Below are 22940 nucleotides of genomic sequence, written 5' to 3'. Positions count from 1 at the left end.
ATGACGCGCATCCTGATCGTGGAGGACGAGGAGTCGTTCTCCGATCCGCTGTCCTACTCGCTCCGCAAGGAGGGCTACGAGATCGCCGTAGCGGACAACGGCACGGACGGTCTGCGGATCTTCGCCACCCATGGCGCGGACCTGGTGCTCCTGGATCTCATGCTGCCCGGGATGAGCGGCACCGAGGTGTGCCGGGAGATCCGTCGCACCTCGAGCGTGCCGGTCATCATGCTCACCGCGAAGGACGACGAGTTCGACAAGGTGCTGGGCCTCGAGCTGGGTGCCGACGACTACGTCACCAAGCCCTACTCCTCCCGCGAGCTGCTCGCCCGGATCAAGGCGGTGCTCCGTCGTGGGCAGGAATCGGCGGAGGCCGACGAGGACGCGACCCTGCAGGCCGGCCATCTCATGATGGATGTGGAGCGCCATGTCGTGCAGGTCCGCGGCCAGGACGTCGCCCTCCCGCTCAAGGAGTTCGAGCTGCTGGAGATCCTGCTGCGCAACGTCGACCGTGTGCTCACGCGCGGCCAGCTCATCGATCGGGTGTGGGGGGCGAACTATGTGGGCGACACCAAGACGCTCGACGTCCACGTCAAGCGCCTGCGCGCCAAGATCGAGGACGACCCGAAGAACCCCGTACAGCTGGTCACCGTGCGCGGCCTCGGCTACAAGTTCGAGTCCACGGGCGGTTCCGGCAGCTGATCTGCCGATGATCGCCGCACGACGACGAACGCCCCGCAGCCTGGCTGCGGGGCGTTCGTCATGACGTGCTGGTCGTGAGGTGCTGATGAGGGCTCTCAGCCCTGGGCGGACTCGCTCAGATGCCCCACGGAACCTTCGAGGACGGGGACCGTGATCGCCGTGCTCTCGCCGCCGGCGGAGACGTCGAGGTCGATGAGGGCGCCAGGCTCGACCGGGAGCTGCTCGAGCGGAACCTGCTGCTGACCCTCGTCGGGGCCGAGCGCCACCGTCTCGTGCGCGGGGACGGAGACGCTGGTCGAGAAGACGACGGACTCCTCGGCGGATGCCTCGAGGTCGATCGAGATCGTCTCGTCGGAGTAGTTCACGGCCGTCCCGTAGAAGGTTGCGGATCCGTCCGCGCCCACCACGATGAGGGAATTGCGCATGCCGGCGTAGAGCGCGCCGGACTGCTCGAGGTTCGCGTTGGTGCCGTCGGCGGCCTCGTAGAAGTCGTGCGTCTGCACCGGGCTGAAGACCGAGCAGCCGGACGCGGCGAGGGCGAAGCCCAAGGCGGCTGCGGAGAGCACAAGACGGCGAGGACGGCGCACGGAGGACTCCTGTTCGATGCCGCTGAGGACGGCGGAAAGTTCTGGGACAGCCCTGATAGGTTACCTCACCGCGAGCACGGATCCCGTCCGCCCGGCAGGGGCGCGGGCACCGATCGCGTCACGGCGGTGACCGCCTGCACGACGCAGGAGCGATGTCCGCTCGCAGGTGCGGCGCATGCGGCGCCCCGATCCCCTACCGTGCCCCGTTGAACCGGCCGTGAACTGCAGATTCACAAAAGATCGCGGATCCTATCATGGCCCAGCGATGCTAGACTGCTCGGCGGAAAGGGGACCCACCACATGAATTTTGCCGTCGGCGAGACAGTCGTCTACCCGCACCATGGGGCCGCACTCATCGAAGAGGTCAAGACCCGCACCATCAAGGGCGAGGACCGCACCTACCTCAAGCTGAAGGTCGCCCAAGGTGATCTGACCATCGAGGTCCCCGCCGACAACGTCGACCTCGTCGGCGTGCGGGACGTGGTGGACAAGGAGGGCCTCGAGGAGGTCTTCGAGGTGCTGCGCCTGCCCTACACCGAAGAGCCCACCAACTGGTCGCGCCGCTACAAGGCCAACGTCGAGAAGCTCGCCTCCGGTGACGTCAAGAAGGTCGCCGAGGTCGTCCGCGACCTCTGGCGACGGGACCAGGACCGCGGCCTCTCGGCCGGGGAGAAGCGCATGCTCGCGAAGGCGCGCCAGATCCTGGTCTCCGAGCTCGCGCTCGCGGAGAAGACCGACGAGGTCAACGCCGAGTCGATCCTCGACGAGGTCCTCGCGTCCTGACGCACGGACGAGACATGACCGCTTCCTCGGCTCGACCGACCGTCGCCTCCGTGCGACCGGTCGTCCTCGCCCTTGCGCCGCCCGCGCCGGGCGTCTCCCACGGGACCACCCTCCCGTGCCTGGAGACGCTCGGCGGTTCGCGACTCATCGAGCGCCTGCTCGGCACCCTGGACGAGGTCGGCCTGCCGAGCGCGGTCGTCGTCGCCCCCCACGATGCGGTCGCCACGCTGCGCACCGTCCTGGGCGATCGGTGTCAGGTGATCGGCAGCTCGGCGGATCGCCGCGAGGCGCTGACGGCCGCCCTGGGCGCGACGGACGATGAGCTCCTGCTCCTCCACGACGCCGAGCGCGCCCTCACCCCGGCCTCCACCATCTCCGAAGTCCTCTCCGCACTCGAGGCGGAGACCGATGCCGTGCTCCCGGTCGTCGCGATGACCGACTCCGTGAAGGATGCCCGCCCGGACGGACTGCGCAACATCGATCGCTCCACCGTGGTCGGCATGCAGAGCCCCCGGCTCCTGCGACGCGAGATCCTCCAGGACGCCCTGGCCAGGCCGCTCCGCGACACTGCCCACGGTAGTTCTGGGCATTTCGACGAGATCCTGGCGGCGCTCGAGAACGGGGCCGCCGTGCGCACGGTGCACGGATCACATGCGGGTTTCGCCGTGGTGGATCGACTCAGCCTCTGGCAGGCGCAGATCTCTCTCGGGCTGGCCCGGGACACCTCGCACCGTTACGGCCTGGCCCGCCGGGCCTGACCCGCCGGACCCGAGCCCCGAACTCCCTCGCCTCAGTCCTCGCGACGGCTGCGCCAGACCGTCCGGAACTCCTCGACCATCCGCAGGGGCTTCGACAGCGTCCGCTGCGGAAGGCTGGTGGCGAGCTCGCCGGGGTCCCGTCGGAATCTGCGCATCAGCCGACCGGGCTTGCTGGAGATCCGCTGGCGGAGATCCGGGAGGTACTCATCGGAGACGTCCAGACGGGTCACCGCGCCACAGCCCGTGCACTGGATCTCCGAGACGAAGCGCCCCGCATACACGACCACGTGCTCCGCCTCCTGATCACAGGCGGTGCACCGCAGGAAGCTCTCCTCGACAGCCATCATGTCCTCCTCACCCTGTCCTCAAACCTAGCGCGGTCACCACGTCCTGGGCCAGGAGCAGATCCTGTGCATAGGTGATCTTGAAGTTGGTCTCCTCGCCGCGCACCCAGGTCACCGGGATCCTCGTGTACTCCTCGGCGCACGAGGCGGTGTCGGTGCCGACGAATCCGTCGCGGGCCGCGGCCTCGTAGGCGTCCAGGATGGTCGCGGCGTCGAACCCCTGCGGGGTCTGCACCCTGACCAGCGTGTCCAGCGTGCGTGCTCCGCTGGCGGCCAGCTCGCCCGACTCCGCGACCGGGGCGATCTCCGTGGCCGGGATCCCCGGGACCGCTCCCCCGGTCTCGCGGGCGGCGTGCAGCACGGCGGCCGCCAGGCCGTGGGAGACCAGGGGGCGCGCGGCGTCGTGGATGAGCACGGTGTCGATCACCCCGGCGTCGATACGATCGGCCAGGTGCCGCAGGGCCAGCAGCTCCGACTCCTGCCGGGTGTCGCCGCCGGTGATGATCTCGAGGGGGAGATCGGTCTCACGCCCGGCGAGGAAACGCGCATGCTCGAGATCGTCGGGGCGCACGACGAAGACCAGGATGCCCACCCCTTCGACCGTGCCGAGGGTGTTGATCCCCCAGCTGGCGATGCTGCGACCTGCCAGAGGCAGGAAGGCCTTGTTGATCCCGGCCCCCACACGGGTCCCCGATCCGCCGGCCAGCACCACACCTGCGGCGCGGCCACGGCGGCGGGAAGCACGGAGTCGACGGGTCTGGGTCACGCAGGCATCGTAGACGTCTGGGAGTCCCCCGTGCGCCGCCCTGCCCACTCGTGACAGAATCGACTGTTGCCGAGTGCGCTCACGCTCCTATGCTCCTGTCCGTCCCGGAGCCGGTGACCGCCTCCCACCATCGACCTTCCAGGAGTCCGAATGCTGACCATCGCCATCGTGTGCGGCGCGGGGATCGCGACCTCCGCACTGGTCGCGGAACAGGTGCGCGATCACCTCGCCTCCCTCAACCGCGAAGCCCATGTCGTGCAGGCCACCGTGATGGACCTGCTCTCCCGTGATTTCCACGCCGACCTCGTCGTCAGCACCGTCGACCTCCCGGCCGCCCTCGGCATCCCCCAGGCCTCCGGGATGCCCCTGCTGCTGGGAACCAACCCCCAGGTGACCTACGACGACATCGATCGTCTGCTGGCACGGATCGACGAGCAGGGCACGGCCTGATGACCGCTCGATCCGGGCTGCCGCGCGTCGGGCTCGGAGTGGATGTCCACGCCTTCGCCGCCGAGGACGCCCCGCGTGAGCTCTGGATCGCGGGCCTGCGCTGGGAGGGAGAGCGCGGCCTGGCCGGGCATTCCGATGCGGACGTCGCCTGCCATGCGGCCTGCGATGCCCTGTTCTCGGCCGCGGGCCTCGGTGACCTCGGCACGCACTTCGGGGTCGACCGCCCGGAGTGGGCCGGAGCCTCCGGGGCGAGGCTCCTCGAGGACGCCGCACGGTCCGTCCGCGAGGCCGGGTTCACCATCGGCAACATCTCGGTCCAGGTGATCGGCAACCGTCCCCGGCTGTCCGCCCGCCGCGAGGAGGCCTGCGCCGCGATGTCCGCGGCCGTCGGAGCCCCCGTATCGGTCTCCGGCAGCACGACGGATGCTCTCGGCCTGACCGGGCGCGGTGAAGGAGTCGCCGCGATGGCGACCGCTCTGATCGTCGCCGAGGAGGAGTGATGACGATGCCCCGGACCGGATCCCTGCCTGATCTGCCCGTGACCGCCCAGGAGGTGGAGGCCGCCGCCGAGCGCCTCGCTCCCGTGCTCCGACGCACCCCGCTGGAGTACAGCGAACGGCTGAGCGCACGGGCCGGGGTCCCGGTCTGGCTCAAGCGCGAGGATCTGCAGTCGGTGCGCTCCTACAAGCTGCGCGGCGCCCATCTCTTCCTCGACTCCCTCGACCCGCTGTCGAGGGAGGCCGGCGTGGTCGCAGCGAGCGCCGGCAACCATGCCCAGGGTGTGGCCCAGGCCTGCCGGGCCCTCGGGATCCAGGGTCGCATCTATGTGCCGAGCACCACTCCGCGCCAGAAGCGCGAGCGGATCACCGCGATCGGCGGAGACCTCGTGCACCTGATCCTCGTCGGGGACACCTTCGACGATGCGGCGGAAGCGGCCACCGAGGATGCAGAGCGCACCGGGGCCACTCTGGTGCCGCCCTTCGATCACCCCCTGATCATGGCTGGCCAGGGCACCGTGGCGCTGGAAGCTGTGGACCAGCTGCGCAGCGAGCACGGCCGCGAGCCCGGCACGGTGGTGCTTCCGGTCGGGGGCGGCGGCCTGATCGGCGGCTGCGGCGCCTGGCTGCGGGAGCGCCTTCCGTCGGTGCGGATCGTCGGGGTCGAGCCCGCCGGCGCCGCCTCCATGGCCGCGGCCATCCGCGTCGGGCACCCGGTGACGCTGCAGGAGATGGATCGCTTCGTGGACGGCGCCGCCGTGCGCCGGGTCGGCGCGGAGCCGCTGCGCGTGGTCACGGCGATCGAGCCGGAGCTGGTGGGCGTCGACGAAGGTGCCGTGTGCACGGAGATGCTCTCGCTCTACCAGGTCGACGGGATCATCGCCGAGCCGGCGGGGGCGCTGGCCGCGACGTCCGTCGCCACCGGGGCGATCGAGCATCTCGGGTACCGGGACCAGGACTCTGCGGACCAGGCCGCCGCAGCCCGCGCCGTTGCCGACCAGGACTCTGCACGTCGGGCCCTCGATGAGGGACCCGCGGGCCCGGACTCCCCGAACCTCGAACCCCGGGAGCAGGACTCCCTGGACCGCGACCCTCGGGAGCAGGTCTCCCCGGCAGCGGGCGACTCGTCCGACGGTTCCGGGACCGGCGACATCATCGTGGTGATCTCCGGCGGCAACAACGATGTCTCCCGGTATCACGAGGTCATCGAGCGCTCTCTCGTGCACGAGGGGTTCAAGCACTACTTCCTGGTCACGTTCCGGCAGGAACCGGGAGCGCTGCGCCGATTCCTGGACCGGGTGCTGGGGCCGAACGACGACATCGTCCTGTTCGACTACATCAAGCGCAACAACCGTGAGCAGGGGCCTGCTCTGGTGGGGCTCGAGATCGGCGACCGGGCGGACCTCGAACCGCTCATGTCCCGCATGGCCGCCTCGAACATGGAGATCGAACGGGTCGACCCCAGCGATCCGATCTACCGCTACCTCACCTGAGCGAACGGCTCGGCCCGATCAGGCCTCGGGGTAGGCCTCGACGTCGGGGGCGATGCTCTGCGAGCGGGCCTCGACGGCGGAGCGGACGATGTCGTCCAGGCCGTGCTCGGACTTCCACCCGAGCTGCTGGGCGATGCGGTCACCGGAGCAGATCAGGCGGGCCGGGTCGCCGGGGCGCCGCCTCCCGAGCTCAGGGACGATCTCGATCCCCTTGGCGCGGGCGATCGCCTCGATCACCTCGAGCACGCTCGAGCCCTCGCCGGTGCCGACGTTGAACACACGATGCGGGCGATCCTCGCCACGCAGGTAGTCCAACGCCGCGATGTGCGCATGGGCGAGGTCGAGCACGTGGACGTAGTCACGGATGCACGTGCCGTCGGGGGTGTCGTAGTCGTCCCCGAAGACGACAGGGGCCTTGCCCTGCTCGAGGCGGTCCAGCACGATCGGCACGAGGTTCATCACGGCGGTGTCCGCGAGCTCGGGCCAGCCGGCACCGGCCACGTTGAAGTAGCGCAGGGCCACGGTGCGCATGTCGTGGGCACGCTCGGAGTCGGCCAGCATCCACTCGCCGACGTACTTGGTCGCGCCGTAGGGGTTGATCGGCTGCGGCGTGAGGTCCTCGGTCACGAGATCCACATCGGGCACCCCGTAGACGGCTGCCGACGAGGAGAAGACCACGTCGCGCACCTCGGCGCTCGCGCAGGCGGCCAGCACGTTGGCCAGTCCACCGATGTTGTCGTGCCAGTACATCTCGGGGTTCGCGACGGACTCACCGACCTGCTTGTGCGCGGCGAAATGGATCACCGAATCGGCTCCGGACGCCCGCAGGTGGTCGGCGAGCTTCTCGCTCGCGCCGGACTCGGTGATGTCGAGCTCGACCAGCTCGGCGCCCTTGGTGCGATCCAGGATCCCGGTGGAGAGGTTGTCGACCACGACCACCTTCTGCCCCTGCTCCACGAGGAGTCGCACCACGTGCGACCCGATGTATCCAGCGCCACCGATCACGAGAGTTGTCATGGCAGGAATCTTACCGGGCCTGCGCTGATCGGAACCGCCACGCCCGCGGACAGCGGCCGCTGGCCGAGGTCCGCGAACGCGGCGGTTCCGGGAGGGATCAGCGCTTCTCAGCTCCAGGAGCTGGACACGGGCCGGCCCTCGGCGTAGCCCGCCGCGCCCTGCAGACCGATGACGGCCCGCTCGCGGAACTCCGGCGTGCTGTTCGCCCCGGCGTAGGTGTAGGAGGACCGCACGCCGGCCGTGATCTCGTCGAGCAGATCCTCGACGCCGCCCTTGCCCTCGGCGAGGAACATGCGGGACGTGGAGATGCCCTCCTCGAAGAGGCCCTTGCGGGCACGCGCGAAGGCGTCCTCGTGGGCCGTGCGATGCGAGACGGCGCGCTTGGAGGCCATGCCGAAGTTCTCCTTGTAGCGCCGCCCGTTCTCGTCCGTGCGCATCTGCCCCGGGGACTCGTAGGTCCCCGCGAACCAGGAGCCGATCATGACGTTGGAGGCGCCGGCGGCGAGCGCGAGCGCGACGTCGCGGGGATGGCGCACCCCACCGTCGGCCCACACGTGCCCACCCAGCCGGCGCGCTTCGGCGGCGCACTCGAGAACAGCGGAGAACTGCGGGCGGCCGACGCCCGTCATCATGCGGGTGGTGCACATGGCGCCCGGTCCCACGCCGACCTTGACGATGTCGGCTCCGGCCTCGATGAGCTCACGGGTGCCCTCCGCCGTGACGATGTTCCCCGCGACCAGCCGCACCGACGTCGACGCGCGGTCCCCGATCACGCCGCGCGCGATGCGCAGCGCCTCGAGCATCTTGTCCTGGTGGCCATGGGCGGTGTCGAGCACGATCACATCGGCTCCCGCCTCGACCAGCTCCCCCACCCTCGCCGCGACATCGGCGTTGATGCCGACCGCGACCGCGATCCGCAGGCCGCCGTCCGCGTCGACCGCGGGACGGTAGATGGTCGAGCGCAGCACGCCGGTGGCGGTGAGGACGCCCCGCAGCGCGCCGCCCTCGGCCTCGTCGTCGACGACGATCGCGGCTTCGTGGTGGGTGGCGGCGATGCGGGCGTGCAGCTCCGCAGGGGTGACCTGCAGATCCGCCGGGCGCAGGACGGGCACATCGGTGCTCACCACGTCGCCGACGGCGGAGAAGGAGTCGCGTCCGGCGATCTCCTCAGCAGAGATCGTGCCCAGCGGGCGGCGCTGGTCGTCGATCACCACGACGATGCCGTGGGGCCGCTTGGGCAGCAGGTCCGCGGCCTGGCCGAGGGTGCCGTCCACGGTGAGCGTCAGCGGATGGTCCACGACGTGGTCCCGCTGCTTCACGGACCGGATGATCGAGTCCAGACGTTCCGGGGAGAGGTCCTGGGGCAGGACGGCGAGGCCTCCGCGCCGGGCCATGACCTCGGCCATGCGTCGGCCGGAGACGGCCGTCATGTTCGCGGCGATCAGCGGGATCGTGGTTCCCGTGCCGTCATCGCTGCCGAGGTCGACATCGAATCGGGAGGTGATCGCGGAGCGTGCGGGAAGGAAGAAGCAGTCGTCGTAGGTGAGGTCCGTCGACGGAGTGTGAATCAGGCGCATGGGTCCATGCTACGGATCTCCGGCGGCGGATCGACCTCCACGAGGTTCTCACAGGCGCATGGGGGACGATTCGTCCTCGAGAATCTAGAATGGAGCATATGACGGATCCTTCCTCGGCCTCTCGGCGACGACGCCGTCGATCCGGCAGACATCAGGAGCCGGTCCGACGCGTCGAGTCCACGCCCATGCCGCCAGACGAAGCGCGCAGGAACCGCGAGAGCGCGTTCGGTGCCGCGAGCCCGAAGCGCATGTGGCCGGGCGGCGCGCCCTCGGCACCATCGGCAGAGCCCTCGGAGTCCGCCGCGAGCGACGCGCCGGTGCCCGGCTCTTCCCCGGCATCGAGCACCCCGGAGCGGTCCGGGCCCCCCACCGGGGCGGAACCCGCCACCACTCCCCTGCCGGCGGTCCCGCCCCCGGCCACGAACGCCGCGGCCGCCACGACGCCTGCGCCCTCAGCCTCCAGGACGCCCGCTGCGCCTGACGCATCTCCTGCGCCCTCGGGGTCTGGGGACTCAGCACGGCCTGGTGCCCCTTCTGAACCGGGCGCTCCCGCAGTTCCGGGCGGGTCGACTGGTCCCGAGAGCCCTGTCGTGCCGTCGGCCTCTGCCGCACCGATCGACCGACCGCCGCGGCGCCCGCGCGGCCGCCGTGCCGCGTTCCAGCTCCCCGAGGAGCCCTCCGACGCAGCACGTGCGCAGGATCCGTCCTCCGACGACGACGCCGCGCACCACGACGCCTGGAGCACCCAGACGTCGGCTCCAGCCGAGCAGGACGCCCAGAACACTGCGTCGTCCGATCCTGCGAGCACCGCGAGCCCTGCGGCCCCGGCGGATCGCTCGTACTCCTTCTCCGAGGCCCGCACGTTCCCGTCGGGCGCTCGTCGCGCGCGCCCGACGACGACGACAGAGCCTGACCGTTCGACGGAGGCCCCCGAAGCCGCCGCGTCCGACGCAACGGAGACCACGAGCGGCACCGAGGAACGGCGAGCACCGGTGGCCGCTGCGGCCGTCGGCGTCGGTGCACTCGGAGCGGCCGGAGGCACCGGTGCACCCGAGGCGGCCGGCGCAGAGAGCGCTGCAGACACGGACGCAGACACAGACACCGGAAGCACCAGCGAAGAGCTCACCGGCTCCGCCCGTGACGGCCGTACCCCCACCGGGGTCGACGACGGCCGCGCAGGCTCCGGCGCTCCCGCAGGTGCCGCAGGTGCCGCAGGTGCCGCAGGTGCCGCAGGCTCCTCGGGCTCCGACGGCGGCGGAACTCCCCCAGCAGGACCAGACGACGACAAGCCCGATCACGACGGCCACGACCCGAAGGGCTCCGGCGACGACGGATCACTGCCCAAGGTCGCGCTGTGGACCGTCCTGACGACGATCCTCCCCGGCTCCGGGCTGATCACCACCCACCGCCGACGGCTCGGCTGGATCCTGCTGGCGCTCCTCGGCCTGGCCGTGGTCCTCGTGGCGGCGTTCCTCGTGATCGGCGACCCGCTGCGCACCGGCATGATGCTGCTGACCCATCGCTCCGTGCTGATCGCCATCACGGCCACGATCGGCCTGGTCGGGCTGGTATGGGCGGTGCAGATCGTGCTCGCGAACCTCGCGCACACCAAGCTGCAGCGGCTCGAGGGGGCCAAGCGCTATCTGGCCCTGGCCCTGGCCGCGCTGATGGTGGTGGCGGTGGCGATGCCGTTCGGCCGTGGTTTCCAGTCGCTCTGGGCCGCTCAGGGACTGCTCGGCTCGGAATCGGTGTTCGCGGGCGGCGACGGCCGTGAACATCCCTTCGTCGAGGGCAAGGATCCGTGGGCGAACACGGAGCGCGTGAACATCCTGCTGCTCGGCCAGGACTCCGGCGTGGACCGCACCGGTACCCGTCCGGACACGATCATGATGGCGTCGATCGACACGTCCAGCGGGCAGACCGCCCTGTTCTCCATCCCGCGGAACCTCGAGAAGGTCCACTTCCCCGAGGGCACGCCGGCGGCGGAGGAGTTCCCGGACGGATTCGACTACTTCGGCAGGAACCAGGACCTCATCAATGCGGTGTGGACCTGGGCAGAGGATCACCCGGATCTCTTCCCGGGCGACTCCAACCCCGGACTGACCGCGACGACCTGGGCCGTCGAGGAGACCCTCGGCCTGGAGAGCGACTACTACGCGATGGTCAACCTCCAGGGCTTCGAGGACCTCGTCAACGCCATCGGCGGGGTCGATCTCGTCGTGGAGCGACGCATCCCCATCGGCGGCGGCGTCAATCAGGCCACGGGCGGGAAGTACCCGGTCACCGGTCATATCGAGGCCGGGCAGCAGAAGCTCGATGGGTTCCATGCGCTGTGGTACGCCCGCTCCCGCGAGGGCTCCAACGACTTCAACCGCATGTGCCGGCAGCAGCGCATGGTGCGCGCCGTGACCGAGGAATCGGATCCCACGACGCTGGCCATGTCGATCCCGGGCCTGGTGACCGCCACCGAGGAGAACATCCAGACCGATATCCCGGTCGCGAACCTCAACGCCTTCGTGGACCTCGCCCTGCGCGTCAAGGACGGCGGCTTCACGTCGTACCCGATCACGCAGGATGTGACGCCCTCCGGCAACCCGGACTGGGACTACCTCAAGGAATGGACTGCCGCCTCGATCGAGGACTCCATGAAGGACGACTCGCCGGATTCCGTGCTCGGCGAGACCGAGCCCGGCTCGAACGAGCCCGCCGATACCGGGGCCCCGCCCCCGGCCGAGGGCGAGGAGGACCCGTCGGAGTCCGCCACGGAGGACACTCCGACCACGGACGACGCCGAGACCACGGAGGAGTCCGCGGAGGCCACCACCGCACCGGAGAAGAGCAAGGCTCCGGAGATCGACCACGATCCTCTGAAGTCCTGCCTCCCCGGCGCTGAGCAGGGCTGAGGCTCCGCGACTCGTAGCGCCCAGATGAGAACGGGGCCGGATCTGCTCACGCAGATCCGGCCCCGTTCTCGTTCGCGTCAGTCCAGCAGCTGCAGCAGGGCGTTCTCGACCAGCTCCGGCATCGCCGGATGGATCCAGTACTGCGTGGTCGCGATGTCGCGGGCGGTCTGCCCGGTGCTCATCGCCTGGATCAGCAGCTGGATCAGCGTGGTGGCCTCGGGGCCGATGATGTGGGCGCCGAGGATCTCGGTCGTCTCCGCATCCACGATGATCTTCGCGAACCCGGTGGTGTCCTCCATCGCCCAGCCGTACGCGATCGAGGCGTACTCCTGGACGGCGACCTTCACCTCCCGGCCGCTCTCGCGGGCCGCGGCCTCGTCCATGCCCACCCACGCCACCTGCGGGTGGGTGAAAACGCCGCTGGGGATCGGCATGGTGTCGGACCGGCGCAGCGCCTCCGGGTGCAGGACGTTGTGCCGCACGATCCGCTGCTCATGGTTCGCGACATGCTTGAGCTGATGCGCGCTGGAGAGATCCCCGAGCGACCAGATGCCCTCGAGCACCTCCCCCCCGCTCTGCACCCGCTGGTACTCGTCGACCACCACACGGCCGTCCTCGGTGGTGTCGATGCCGGCGGCCTCGACGTCCAGCAGGTCGGAGTTGGGTCGTCGGCCGACGGCCACCAGCAGCTCCTCGGCCTCCAGCACCGCGTCCGCGCCGTCGCGGCGGCCGCGCAGCTCCACCCCGGCCGCCGTGCGACGCACGGACGTGGTGCTGAATCCGGTCTCCAGGTGGAGGCGCTCGCCGAGGATCTCGGTGAGGCGGGCCGAGATGTCGGCGTCGGCCGTTCTCAGCACTCGCTCGGAGCGGGCGATCAGCGTGACCTCGACCCCGAGGGAGGCGAACACGTGCGCCATCTCCACGGCGATCACGCCGGAGCCGAGGATGGCGAGGGACGCCGGGAGCTGGTCGATCCGCATGATCGTGTCCGAGGTGTGCGGGGCGGCGTCGGCCAGTCCGTCGATGGGCGGGAGCACGGGCCGCGAACCTGCTCCGAGCACGATCGTGTCGGCGGTGATCATCCGCTCGCCGCCGTCGGCGTCGAGCACGCGCAGCGTCTTCGCCCCGGTGAAGGTGGCGGTGCCGCGCACCAGCGTGAGATTGGCGTTGTCCTCGTGATCCCGGCGGTACTCCTCGCCGCCGTGGACGATCGGGTCGATGCGCCCGAAGATGCGGTCTCGGATGGCCGGCCAGTCCACGCCCTGCAGCGTCGAGGTGAGGCCGAAGCGGCCGGACTCGGCCGGCGTCGCGGCGAGGTTCGCGGTGTGCACGAACATCTTGGTGGGGATGCACCCGAGGTTCAGGCAGGTGCCGCCGAAGACGTGGTCCGGGCCCACACCTCGGTCGATCTGCACGATGCTGCGGTCGGAGAGGTCGGGACCCGGGAACGAGTTCGAGGAGCCGGAGCCGATCAGGGCGATGTCGTAATGCGTAGTGTCGGTCACCGTCCCAGGCTAGCCCTCCTCCAGGTCGATGTAGGCGGCCAGTGCCGAGGACGCCCGCAGCAGCGCCAGGCCACGGGCCGCGACCCGCGCACGGGAGGTCGAGAGCGCGTCGTGGAGGGACGAGTCACCCGCGCCTCCGCGCATCTGCTCCAGCACGACGGCGATATCCCCCAGCCCGTGCCCGCCCCGGCGCAGCAGATGCACCAGCTCGGCGTCGCGTACCTGCTGCGGGCCGTAGAGCCGGGGTGCGCTGGCGCTCACCCGTCCGGGGAACAGCAGCCCCTCGCGCTCCCAATGCCTCAACGTCGCCGGCGACACCCCGATCCGAGCGGCGAGCTCTCCGACGCCGAGCACGCGACGCGTGGACCCCTGCCGTCCGCTCCCCTCACCCGCGGCTCCGTCGGCTCGGTCGACGCCATCAGCGCCATCAGCCCCGTCGGCCCCGTTGGCCCCGTCGGCTCTGTCGGCCCCGTCGGCCCCGTCGGCTCTGAGATCCTGCGCGGCTCTGAGATCCTGCGCGGCCTGAGCGACGACGGCCAGCGTGGCGCGATCGCGCAGGAGCTGCTCATGGGCCCTGCCCACGCCCTCGAGCGCGGCGTCCAGATCGTCCCGGTGGACGGCCCGCATGATCGCCAGGGCCGGGTGGTGGCCGATGGCCTGTTTCAGCGAGAGGAAGGCGCGCAGCGCCTCTCGATGACGGGGCGTGTACGTCCGGTACCCGGAGTTCGTGCGGCCCGCCTCCGGCAGCGCCCCGTCACCCTCGTAGTTGCGCACCGCCTGGGCGGAGAGCCCATGCTCTCGCGCGAGATCGATCGGGCGCATGCACTCCTCCTTTGGGGCTTCGACGGCATCACTGGTCGTCAGGGTCCCGCTAAGTCTCCACGGTGTTTTCAACGATAGTATCGAGGACTGCAGGAACGGACCGGAAGCGAACCTGGACCCAGCGAACCCGGGCCCAGTGACACTCGACCCAGCGACGCTCGACCCAGCGAACGTCGACCCAGCGATCCTCGGAGGACCGATGACCACCGCCACCCCTCGCAGCGCCCCCGCTGACGCCCACGACGTCATCCGAGTCCGGGGCGCACGGGAGAACAATCTGCGCGGCATCTCGCTGGACATCCCCAAGCGGCGCCTGACGGTGTTCACCGGCGTCTCCGGGTCGGGCAAGAGCTCCCTGGTCTTCGGCACCATCGCCGCGGAGTCGCAGCGGATGATCAACGAGACCTACAGCTCGTTCATCCAAGGGTTCATGGCCTCGCTCGCACGGCCCGACGTGGACGATCTGCAGGGCCTGACCACGGCGATCATCGTGGACCAGGAGCGGATGGGGGCGAACGTGCGCTCCACCGTCGGCACGGTCACCGATGCCAACGCCTACCTGCGCACCCTGTTCTCCACGCTCGCCGAGCCGCACGTCGGGGGGCCGGGCGCCTACTCCTTCAACGTCCCCAGCGTCACGGCCGCCGGCGCGATGACCGTGCAGAAGGGAGCGAAGACGATCGCGGAGAAGACGAGCTTCTCGCGAGTGGGCGGGATGTGCCCGCGCTGCGAGGGCATGGGGCACATCTCCGACGTGGACCTCGCCGAGCTGTACGACGAGAGCCTGTCGCTGGACGAAGGCCCCTTCACGATCCCGAACTACGCCGCGGGCGGCTGGTACGTGAAGATCTTCGCGTCCTCGGGGTTCTTCCCCTCCGACAAGCCCATCGCGTCCTTCACGACGAGGCAGCTCCACGACTTCCTGTACAAGGAGCCCACGAAGGTGAAGATCGACGGGGTGAACATGACCTATGAGGGCCTGATCCCGAAGATCCAGAAGTCGATCCTCAGCAAGGACCGTGATGCTCTCCAGCCTCACGTCCGGGCCTTCGTGGACCGGGCGGTGAAGTTCGTGACCTGCCCCGAGTGCGAGGGCACCCGGCTCGCGGAACATGCGCGCACCTCCCGGATCGACGGCGTCTCGATCGCGGACGTCACCGCCTGGCAGATCACCGACCTGGCCACCTGGGTCGAGGGGCTGCGCGAGCGACATCTGGGGCCGACGGTCTCGCCGCTGCTGACGAACCTCGCCGCCCTGCTGTCCTCCTTCGTGACGATCGGGCTCGGGTATCTCTCCCTCGACCGCCCGTCGGGGACCCTGTCCGGCGGCGAGTCCCAGCGCACCAAGATGATCCGGCACCTCGGCTCCGCGCTGACCGACGTCACCTACGTCTTCGACGAGCCCACGATCGGGCTCCATCCCCATGACATCGCCACGATGAACCAGCTGCTGCTGGCGCTGCGGGACAAGGGCAACACCGTGCTGGTGGTCGAGCACAAGCCCGAGACGATCGCGATCGCGGACCACGCCGTCGACCTCGGTCCGCGCGCGGGCTCCCATGGCGGCGAGCTCCAGTACGAGGGCGATGTGGCCGGACTGCGCGCCTCGGACACCCTGACCGGACGCCACCTCGATCGCCGGGTGACCCTCAAGGAGCAGACGCGCGAGAGCACCGGGGCCCTGGCGATCCGTGGCGCGGACCAGCACAACCTCCGCGACGTCGACGTCGACATCCCGCTCGGGGTGCTCACCGTGATCACCGGAGTGGCCGGATCCGGCAAGAGCTCGCTCGTGCACGGCTCGCTCCCCCGCGACGTCGAGGTGACCGTGGTCGACCAGGGCGCGATCCGCGGCTCCCGACGCTCCAACCCCGCGACCTACACGGGCCTCCTGGAGCCGATCCGCAAGGCCTTCGCGAAGGCCAACGGGGTGAAGCCTGCGCTGTTCTCGAACAACTCCGAGGGCGCCTGCCCGGTCTGCAAGGGCGCCGGCGTGATCTTCACGGAGCTGGGTTTCATGGAGACCGTCTCGACCCCCTGCGAGGAGTGCGAGGGCCGACGTTTCCAGGCCGCCGTGCTCGAGTACCGCCTGGGCACGGCGAACATCGCGGACGTGCTCGAGATGTCCGTCGAGGAGGCCCTGGAGCACTTCACCACCGAGGGATCCGCGGTCCCCGCGGCCGCGAAGCTGCTGCGGCACATGGACGAGGTGGGGCTCGGGTACCTGACCATCGGTCAGCCGATGACGACGCTCTCGGGTGGGGAGCGCCAGCGGCTCAAGCTCGCCACCCATATGGGCGACACGGGCGGGATCCTCGTGCTCGACGAGCCCACCACGGGACTGCACCTGGCCGACGTGGGCAACCTGCTCACGCTGCTGGACCGTCTCGTCGACTCCGGGAAGACGGTCATCGTCATCGAGCACCATCAGGCGGTCATGGCCCATGCCGACCATCTCATCGACCTCGGGCCGGGCGCCGGAGTTGACGGCGGCCAGGTCGTGTTCGAGGGCACCCCGGCGCAGCTGGTGGCGGAGGCGTCGTCGCTCACGGCCACCCATCTGCGGCAGTACGTGGGTGCGTGACAGGGTCCAGGTCCCGCTACCCTGACGGCGTGCCCACCACTTCTCCTGCCGCTCCGAGCGCTCTGATCTCGCTCCTCGACGTCCTGCGCTGCCCCGCCTGCGAGGGTGCTCTGGTCGCGGACGGACGCGCGCTGCAGTGTCCCCGCCGGCACTCCTTCGACCTCGCCCGCGCCGGTTACGTGTCGCTGCTGGGCGGTGGCGGCGCGGTCAGCGGCGACGACGACGAGATGGCCCGCGCGCGCGACCGCTTCCTGGGCACCGGGACCTACGAGCCGCTCCTCGACGGGATCGGCGACCTCGCGCAGCAGGAGGTGCCCGCCCTGGGTGAGGACCCTGCACCGGCCGACCTGTCGGCCCCGGCCCCGGCCCCGACGATCCTCGACGCGGGGTGCGGGCCGGGCTACTACCTCGCCGGGCTGCTGGACCGCTTCCCCGCCGCCCGCGGCCTCGGTTTCGACACCTCCGCGAGATCGCTGCGCTTCGCCGCCCGCGCCCACCAGCGCGCCGCCGTGTACACCGGAGACGTGTTCGCCCCCTTCCCCTTGGCCGATGAGAGCGCGGACCTCCTCCTGGACGTCTTCGCCCCCCGCAACCCCGCCGAGTTCGCCCGGGTGCTGCGCCCGCAGGGCCGGCTCGTCGTCGTCCGCCCCACAGGCGCACATCTCGCCGAGCTGCGCGAGATCGTCCCGCAGATGGTGAGCGTGGACCCGCGCAAGGAGGAGCGCCTGCACGCCGCTCTGGATCCGTTCTTCGCCACCACTGCCCAGCGGGAGCTGACCTACCGCGTGAGCGTGGACGAGGCCCGGATCCGCGACCTGATCGCCATGACGCCGAGCGCCCGCCACGTGGAGCAGGAACCCCTGACCGCAGCACTGGCCACGGCTCTCGGCGGGCCCCTCGACGGAGCACTTGATGGAGACCTCGACGGAGCCCTGGATGGAGGCGTCGATGGACGCCCCGACGAGCCCCACGGCGACCAGGCCTCCGCCGTGTTCCCGGTCACCATCTCCGTGCTGGTCAGCGCACACCGTCGGCTCTGATCCGGCAGGGCACCGACTAGGCTGGCCCCTCCGCATCACGACGTTCCTGAGGAGACCTCTGTGGCCGACCGCCGCTGCGTGTTCATCGATTTCGACGGCACCTTCGCCCAGCACGGCGTCGCCCCCGCCGAACATGCCGAGGCGGTGGCCGAGGCACGCGCGAACGGGCACCTGATCCTGCTCAGCACGGGCCGACCCGCCTCGATCGTCGCCCCCGAGGTCGCCGCCCTCTTCGACGGCGTGATCTCGTCCGCCGGCGGCCACGTCCGGATCGGGGAGGAGGTGCTGCACGACGAGCGCTTCCCGGCCGCTCTGGGCCGGCGCGCTGTCGAGGTTCTCCTGCGCCACGACGTGGCCTTCGCGCTCGAGGCTCCCGACGCGCTGTGGTGCTCGGCGTCGGCCGCGAAGCGCATCCGTGCCCGGGTGGAGGCTCCTGCGCCTGGTTCCGGCTCCGAGGCCGGGCCCGGTGCCGACCCCGGTGCCGGTGCCGGTTCCCGCGCCGGCATCGGGAACGGGCCCCGCGACATCGTCGACGCCGTCCGCGTCCCCGAGGATCTCGGAGCCTGCTCCTTCGCGAAGATCTCGCTATGGGAGTCCCGTGTGCCCGTCGAGCAGCTGGCGGCGGAGATCGGCCCGGAGGTCGGCGCCCTGCCCAACTCGATCACCACCGAGGACACCAGCTCCGGGGAGCTGCATCTGCGCACGGTCGACAAGGCCGACGGGCTGCTCCGCACGGCCGAGCACGTCGGCCTGGACGTCTCGGCGACGGTCGCGATCGGCGACGGGCTGAACGACCTCGGCATGCTGCGTGCGGCCGGGACCGGGATCTCGATCGAGGGCGCCCGCGACGAGGTCCGCGAGGCCGCCCGCTTCGAGGTGCCCGGCCCCTCGGAGCACGGCGTCGTCACGGCGTTCCAGCGGCTCGGCCTCCTCTGACCCGACCACGGGAACGAGCGGCTGAGCGAACGCGGGGCTGAGGGAACGCGGGACCGCAGGACCGCAGGACCGCAGGACCACGAAAATTGCTGGACGTTGCTGAGCCGAGCGCCGACGGTGCAGGCGCCTGCATCGCTGCCGGCGCGCTTCCTCGGCGATGGTGACCGCCGTCAGTCCCGGCGATGCACGCCCACCAGCACGAGCCCGACGGTCGCGACCAGTGCGCCGGCGCCGAGGACGATCACGCCCTGGGGCATCACATCGGCCGCGAACTGCGTCTCGAAGGCCTGCACGATCGGGCCGAGGAAGGCCGCCTGATCGATCGAGTTCGGCACCAGCGTGTCGATCTCGCCGGCGAGCAGGCAGGTGAGTGCACCGGCGATGATCCCGGCCACGCCGGCCAGCGCGAGCAGGGCCCGCCGATGGGCGGCGATGAGCAGCGCCAGCGCCGCGAGGACGAGCGCCGCAGGACCCGCCCAGGAGAACCAGGGCGCGACGAGCTGCAAGGTCGTGAGCAGAGGGACGTCGGGGATCGTGGCCAGGGTGATGGTGGCGTTCTCGGGGCGAGGGATCTGGATCGGCAGCGACCCGTCGACGGCGCTGAGCATCTCCTCGATGACCGGGGAGAGGTCCACCTCGAGCGCGCTCGCCCCGTCGAAGAACAGTCCTTCGTGCAGGTCCCGCATGGTGTCGTCCCACAGCGTCGCGTACATCTCCGTGCCGGTGAGCCGCGGGGCCTGGTCCTGGATCAGCGGCGCGAGCTGATCCGCGGCCCAGCCGGGGATCCTGTCGTCGTCCAGAACAGTCTCCACGGCGCTGTCGGAGATATCGCGTTGGATGGCCTCATCGGCGGCGAGCGGCTCGGTGACGGCGAGGAAGCCGCTCTGCTCGACGACGTTCCGGTCGATCCAGACCCCCGGGAGCCAGAGGGCACCCAGGAGCAGGGCTCCGGTCAGCAGGAGGGCGGCGAGGAGATCACGGGCGGAGGACACCCCGACACGGTACCGGTGCGCCATGGGAGCGCCCAGCACATGGCCCGAGAATGGGAGCGACCCCGCACCACTTCAGTGGCACGGGGTCGCGATCAGCGCTGAACGGGTCAGCTGCCGATGCGGACGAAGGTCCAGCTGCCCGAGTAGATGTTGCGCTCGGTGGTGTCGACGCGGGAGTTCCCGGCATCGACGAAGTTGTTGCCGCCGGCGTAGATGCCGATGTGGCCCGGCTTGTACACGAGGTCGCCGGGGCGGGCCTCGGAGCGCGGGATGACGGTGCCCGATGCGCCCTGGGCGTTCGCGCCGCGCGGCAGGTCGATGCCGTGCTGCGCGTAGACCCACTGCACGAAGCCGGAGCAGTCCCAGCCCGACGTCGACGTGCCACCGAAGACATACGGCGTGCCGATGCCCGAACGGGCGGTGGCGAGGATGGAGCTGCCCTTGCTGGCGGACGGTGCCGGAGCGGACTTCTCCTCCTTCTTCTGCTCGGAGGAGCTGTCGCTCGAGTCGTTCGACTGGTCGGAGCTGTCGGAGTCATTCGAGCTGCTGGAGTCGTTCGAGCTGCTGGACTCGGTGGACTCGTCGGAGCTGCTGGACTCGGTGGACTCGTCAGAGCTGCTGGACTCGTCCGAGTCGTTCGACGTGCTGGAGCGCTCGTTCGAGCGATCGGCGCCGTCGTCCTCGTCGCGGGTCTCGGCCTGCTGCTGGTCCTGCTCCTCGGCCTCGGCGGCGGCTTCGGCTTCGGCCTCGGCGGCGGCTTCGGCTTCGGCCTCGGCCTGGGCGGCCTCTTCCGCGGCGCGCTCCTCCTCAGCAGCTGCCTCAGCGGCGGCGATCTCCTCTTCCGTGGGACCGACCTCGACGGAGATCGACCCACCGGCGGGAGCGAAGGAAGGGGCTGCGGTCTTGGCCTCGGTCGTGGAGTCCGCGGTCTCGACGTCCGCAGCGGCATCGGCGGACTGCACGTCCGCTGCGACGCCGGCGACGGGGATCGCGACGGCCGGGGCGGCCACGGGAGCGATGACGGCGGGGCCGGCCTGCGGTGCGGCGGGGGCCTCGGCCTGCGGCTCAGCGGTGGCTGCAGCTGCGCCGCCGAAGAGCATCGCGGCGGCCATCGCAGCACCGGCGGTCGCGCGACCGGCGCGGACCACAGGGGTCACCGTCCGCATGCTGCGGCGGTGGGTGTTGTTCACAGTGTTCGACACGTTTCGGCTCCCAGCCCCTGGGCAGATGCCCCCGCGCTCAGCAGCGTCCCACTCCGAACCTGGTGCGCGGTGGGGCTCTCCAGGAGGAATGCCGCGGCTCGGACGCCTCGGCACGCCTATGAGACTAGGGGGCACCCGGCGTCCCGGTCAGCTCGACAGAAAGGTCTGGGGAAGAGCTTGACGCGCCCTTTACCCGGCCTGGATCGGTGTCACGCGGAGCTGACCTGCCACGATCTCGGAGACGGCCACCTCGCCTCCGGACGGGCCCCGCAGCACCACGGTCGCCGCGAGGCGCTCGGCGTGGATCTGAGCTCCCGGAATCACGCCGTGACGTGCAAGTTCACCGAGGAGCTCGACGTCGCTCTGCACCCGTTCACCGATCTGGCGCAGGGTCACCTCGATCGTCTCCCCGTCAGCCACGGACTCGAGCAGCTCGCGGGGAGGATTGACAGGGTCTTTACCGTCCAGGGTGTCCTGCGTCTCGGTGATGCCGAGCGCAGCGAGACCGGGGATCGGGTTCCCGTACGGGTCGACATAAGGAGGCTCGAGCTTCTCCGCGAGCCGGCGCTCCACCTCGAGGCTCATCACGTGCTCCCACCGGCAGGCCTCCTCATGGACCAGGGCGTAGTCGAGCCCGATCACGTCCAGCAGATGCCGCTCGGCCAATCGGTGCTTGCGCATCACATCGGTCGCGACGTCGGTGCCCTCCGCGGTGAGCCGGATGCGGCGCTGGCCGTCGAGGTGGAGCAGCCCGTCGCGCTCCATGCGGGCCACCGTCTGGGACACCGTGGGACCGGAGTGGCCGAGCCGCTCGGCGATCCGGGCCCGCATCGGCGCGATCCCCGCCTCATGGAGCTCGAACACCGTCTTCAGATACATCTCGGTGGTGTCGATGAGATCTCCACTCACGGGTCCCCTCCTTCGTAGGCGTACGGCAGACTCCCACCAGCTTAGTCTGCGGGGTGGAATGCGCAGTGCCCCGGATCCTGGGGAGGATCCGGGGCACTGCGATCGAGCCCTGCGCTCAGGCTCTGGTGGCGGACGCGACGGTCTCAGCCGACATCGTCCAGGGGGCGGACCCTCAGGCCAGACCCTTGACGATCTCGCGCATCAGGTCGGCGGTCTCGGTCGGCGTCTTGCCGACCTTGACGCCGGCGGCCTCGAGGGCCTCCTTCTTCGCCTGCGCGGTGCCCGCGGAGCCGGAGACGATGGCGCCGGCGTGGCCCATGGTCTTGCCCTCGGGAGCGGTGAAGCCCGCGACGTAGCCGACGACCGGCTTCGTCATGTTCTCCTTGATGTACGCCGCTGCACGCTCCTCGGCGTCGCCGCCGATCTCGCCGATCATCACGACGCCGACGGTCTCGGGGTCGTTCTCGAACGCCTCGAGCGCATCGATGTGCGTGGTGCCGATGACCGGGTCGCCACCGATGCCGATGGCCGTGGTGAAGCCGATGTCGGCCAGCTCGTACATCATCTGGTAGGTCAGCGTGCCGGACTTGGAGACCAGGCCCAGCTTGCCGGTGCCCGTGATGTTCGACGGAGTGATGCCCGCGTTCGAGACACCGGGGGTGATGACGCCCGGGCAGTTCGGCCCGATGATGCGGGTCGTGCCCGTGGACTGCGCGTAGTTGAAGAACTCCGCGGCATCCTTGACCGGGATGCCCTCGGTGATGATCACCAGGAGCTCGATCGCGGCGTCGATGGCCTCGAGGGCGGCATCCTTGGCGAACTTCGGCGGCACGAAGACCACCGAGACGTTCGCGCCGGTGGCCTCCATGGCCTCCTTGACAGAGCCGAAGACGGGCACGTCGGTGCCACCCTCGAAGGAGACCGACTGGCCGGCCTTGCGGGGGTTCACGCCGCCCACGATGGCGGTGCCGGAGTCGAGCATGCGCTGGGAGTGCTTCATGCCCTCCGAGCCCGTCATGCCCTGGACGATGACCTTGCTGTTCTCATCGAGAAAGATAGACATGTCGGGTCCT

22 protein-coding genes are annotated in these 22940 nt (G+C 70.3%); 10 read left to right on the top strand and 12 right to left on the bottom strand.

Annotation, left to right across the window (positions count from 1 at the left end):
- Complete coding sequence (locus tag ABD093_RS14415; protein WP_193117818.1) at positions 1-702, top strand: response regulator transcription factor; 702 nt, start codon at positions 1-3, stop codon at positions 700-702.
- A 95-nt stretch (positions 703-797) separates the two neighbouring features.
- Here ABD093_RS14415 and ABD093_RS14410 read toward each other — a convergent pair whose 3' ends face one another.
- Positions 798-1289, bottom strand: a complete 492-nt coding sequence (locus ABD093_RS14410) for a hypothetical protein (RefSeq protein ID WP_193117817.1) — start codon at positions 1287-1289, stop codon at positions 798-800.
- Between the two features lie 300 nt (positions 1290-1589).
- Here ABD093_RS14410 and ABD093_RS14405 point away from each other — a divergent pair, with 300 nt between their 5' ends.
- Positions 1590-2072, top strand: a complete 483-nt coding sequence (locus ABD093_RS14405; RefSeq protein WP_193117816.1) for a CarD family transcriptional regulator — start codon at positions 1590-1592, stop codon at positions 2070-2072.
- A 14-nt stretch (positions 2073-2086) separates the two neighbouring features.
- Positions 2087-2830, top strand: coding sequence for an IspD/TarI family cytidylyltransferase (locus tag ABD093_RS14400; RefSeq protein WP_193117815.1), 744 nt, complete (start codon positions 2087-2089; stop codon positions 2828-2830).
- Positions 2831-2862: 32 nt separating this feature from the next.
- Here the strand turns inward: ABD093_RS14400 and ABD093_RS14395 are convergent, their stop codons facing one another.
- A complete protein-coding gene (locus ABD093_RS14395) occupies positions 2863-3177 on the bottom strand; it encodes a hypothetical protein (protein ID WP_226850295.1) in 315 nt (104 codons plus the stop codon).
- 7 nt (positions 3178-3184) lie between these two features.
- A complete protein-coding gene (locus ABD093_RS14390) occupies positions 3185-3940 on the bottom strand; it encodes an IspD/TarI family cytidylyltransferase (RefSeq protein ID WP_193117814.1) in 756 nt (251 codons plus the stop codon).
- 150 nt (positions 3941-4090) lie between these two features.
- On the opposite strand from ABD093_RS14390, the gene ABD093_RS14385 reads away from it, so the two are divergent.
- Genes ABD093_RS14385 through ABD093_RS14375 form a run of 3 tightly spaced genes read left to right on the top strand, consistent with a single transcriptional unit; the run spans position 4091 to position 6380 of the window.
- On the top strand, positions 4091-4390 hold the full coding sequence (locus ABD093_RS14385; RefSeq protein WP_193117813.1) for a PTS sugar transporter subunit IIB: 300 nt from the start codon (positions 4091-4093) through the stop codon (positions 4388-4390).
- Complete coding sequence (ispF, locus tag ABD093_RS14380) at positions 4390-4890, top strand: 2-C-methyl-D-erythritol 2,4-cyclodiphosphate synthase (RefSeq protein ID WP_193117812.1); 501 nt, start codon at positions 4390-4392, stop codon at positions 4888-4890. The genes ABD093_RS14385 and ispF overlap by 1 nt, the downstream gene beginning before the upstream one ends.
- The gene (locus ABD093_RS14375) at positions 4890-6380 is read left to right on the top strand and encodes a pyridoxal-phosphate dependent enzyme (protein WP_343925393.1); all 1491 of its coding nucleotides are present in this window, start codon (positions 4890-4892) and stop codon (positions 6378-6380) included. Before ispF ends, ABD093_RS14375 begins: the two co-directional genes overlap by 1 nt.
- Before the next feature lie 18 nt (positions 6381-6398).
- Here ABD093_RS14375 and galE read toward each other — a convergent pair whose 3' ends face one another.
- The 3 genes from galE to ABD093_RS14360 form a co-directional block, all read right to left on the bottom strand.
- Positions 6399-7397, bottom strand: coding sequence for a UDP-glucose 4-epimerase GalE (gene galE / locus ABD093_RS14370; protein ID WP_193117811.1), 999 nt, complete (start codon positions 7395-7397; stop codon positions 6399-6401).
- A gap of 107 nt (positions 7398-7504) precedes the next feature.
- Positions 7505-8974 carry a GuaB1 family IMP dehydrogenase-related protein gene (locus ABD093_RS14365; protein WP_193117810.1) on the bottom strand — a complete coding sequence of 490 codons (1470 nt, stop codon included), beginning with the start codon at positions 8972-8974 and terminating at the stop codon, positions 7505-7507.
- Positions 8975-9125: 151 nt separating this feature from the next.
- A complete protein-coding gene (locus ABD093_RS14360; RefSeq protein WP_226850291.1) occupies positions 9126-9362 on the bottom strand; it encodes a hypothetical protein in 237 nt (78 codons plus the stop codon).
- A gap of 202 nt (positions 9363-9564) precedes the next feature.
- On the opposite strand from ABD093_RS14360, the gene ABD093_RS14355 reads away from it, so the two are divergent.
- Positions 9565-11877, top strand: a complete 2313-nt coding sequence (locus tag ABD093_RS14355; RefSeq protein ID WP_343925390.1) for an LCP family protein — start codon at positions 9565-9567, stop codon at positions 11875-11877.
- Between the two features lie 77 nt (positions 11878-11954).
- On the opposite strand, the gene ABD093_RS14350 is transcribed toward ABD093_RS14355, so the two are convergent.
- The gene (locus ABD093_RS14350) at positions 11955-13382 is read right to left on the bottom strand and encodes a mycothione reductase (RefSeq protein WP_193117809.1); all 1428 of its coding nucleotides are present in this window, start codon (positions 13380-13382) and stop codon (positions 11955-11957) included.
- Positions 13383-13391: 9 nt separating this feature from the next.
- Positions 13392-14204 carry a MerR family transcriptional regulator gene (locus tag ABD093_RS14345; RefSeq protein WP_193117808.1) on the bottom strand — a complete coding sequence of 271 codons (813 nt, stop codon included), beginning with the start codon at positions 14202-14204 and terminating at the stop codon, positions 13392-13394.
- Between the two features lie 199 nt (positions 14205-14403).
- Between ABD093_RS14345 and ABD093_RS14340 the strand changes: the two genes are divergently transcribed.
- From ABD093_RS14340 to ABD093_RS14330, 3 genes are read left to right on the top strand one after another with little or no spacing between them, the layout of a single operon-like run.
- Positions 14404-16788 (top strand): ATP-binding cassette domain-containing protein, encoded by a 2385-nt coding sequence (locus ABD093_RS14340; RefSeq protein WP_193117807.1) that lies wholly within the window; start codon positions 14404-14406, stop codon positions 16786-16788.
- A 29-nt stretch (positions 16789-16817) separates the two neighbouring features.
- Positions 16818-17828, top strand: coding sequence for a putative RNA methyltransferase (locus tag ABD093_RS14335; protein WP_343925387.1), 1011 nt, complete (start codon positions 16818-16820; stop codon positions 17826-17828).
- A 60-nt stretch (positions 17829-17888) separates the two neighbouring features.
- On the top strand, positions 17889-18764 hold the full coding sequence (locus tag ABD093_RS14330) for an HAD hydrolase family protein (RefSeq protein WP_193117806.1): 876 nt from the start codon (positions 17889-17891) through the stop codon (positions 18762-18764).
- Between the two features lie 170 nt (positions 18765-18934).
- On the opposite strand, the gene ABD093_RS14325 is transcribed toward ABD093_RS14330, so the two are convergent.
- From ABD093_RS14325 to sucD, 4 genes are all read right to left on the bottom strand, one after another.
- A complete protein-coding gene (locus ABD093_RS14325) occupies positions 18935-19756 on the bottom strand; it encodes a hypothetical protein (protein WP_343925385.1) in 822 nt (273 codons plus the stop codon).
- A gap of 107 nt (positions 19757-19863) precedes the next feature.
- The gene (locus ABD093_RS14320; RefSeq protein WP_319021585.1) at positions 19864-20958 is read right to left on the bottom strand and encodes a C40 family peptidase; all 1095 of its coding nucleotides are present in this window, start codon (positions 20956-20958) and stop codon (positions 19864-19866) included.
- Between the two features lie 189 nt (positions 20959-21147).
- Entirely contained in the window at positions 21148-21867 is a 720-nt protein-coding gene (locus tag ABD093_RS14315) for a metal-dependent transcriptional regulator (protein WP_193117804.1), read from the bottom strand.
- A gap of 172 nt (positions 21868-22039) precedes the next feature.
- Positions 22040-22930, bottom strand: a complete 891-nt coding sequence (gene sucD / locus ABD093_RS14310; RefSeq protein WP_343925382.1) for a succinate--CoA ligase subunit alpha — start codon at positions 22928-22930, stop codon at positions 22040-22042.
- Between the last annotated feature and the right edge of the window lie 10 nt (positions 22931-22940).

The organism is Brachybacterium tyrofermentans (genome assembly GCF_039526165.1).
In the GTDB taxonomy this organism is placed as follows: Bacteria; Actinomycetota; Actinomycetes; order Actinomycetales; family Dermabacteraceae; genus Brachybacterium; species Brachybacterium tyrofermentans.
This window is presented reverse-complemented; position numbering and strand designations above follow the sequence as displayed.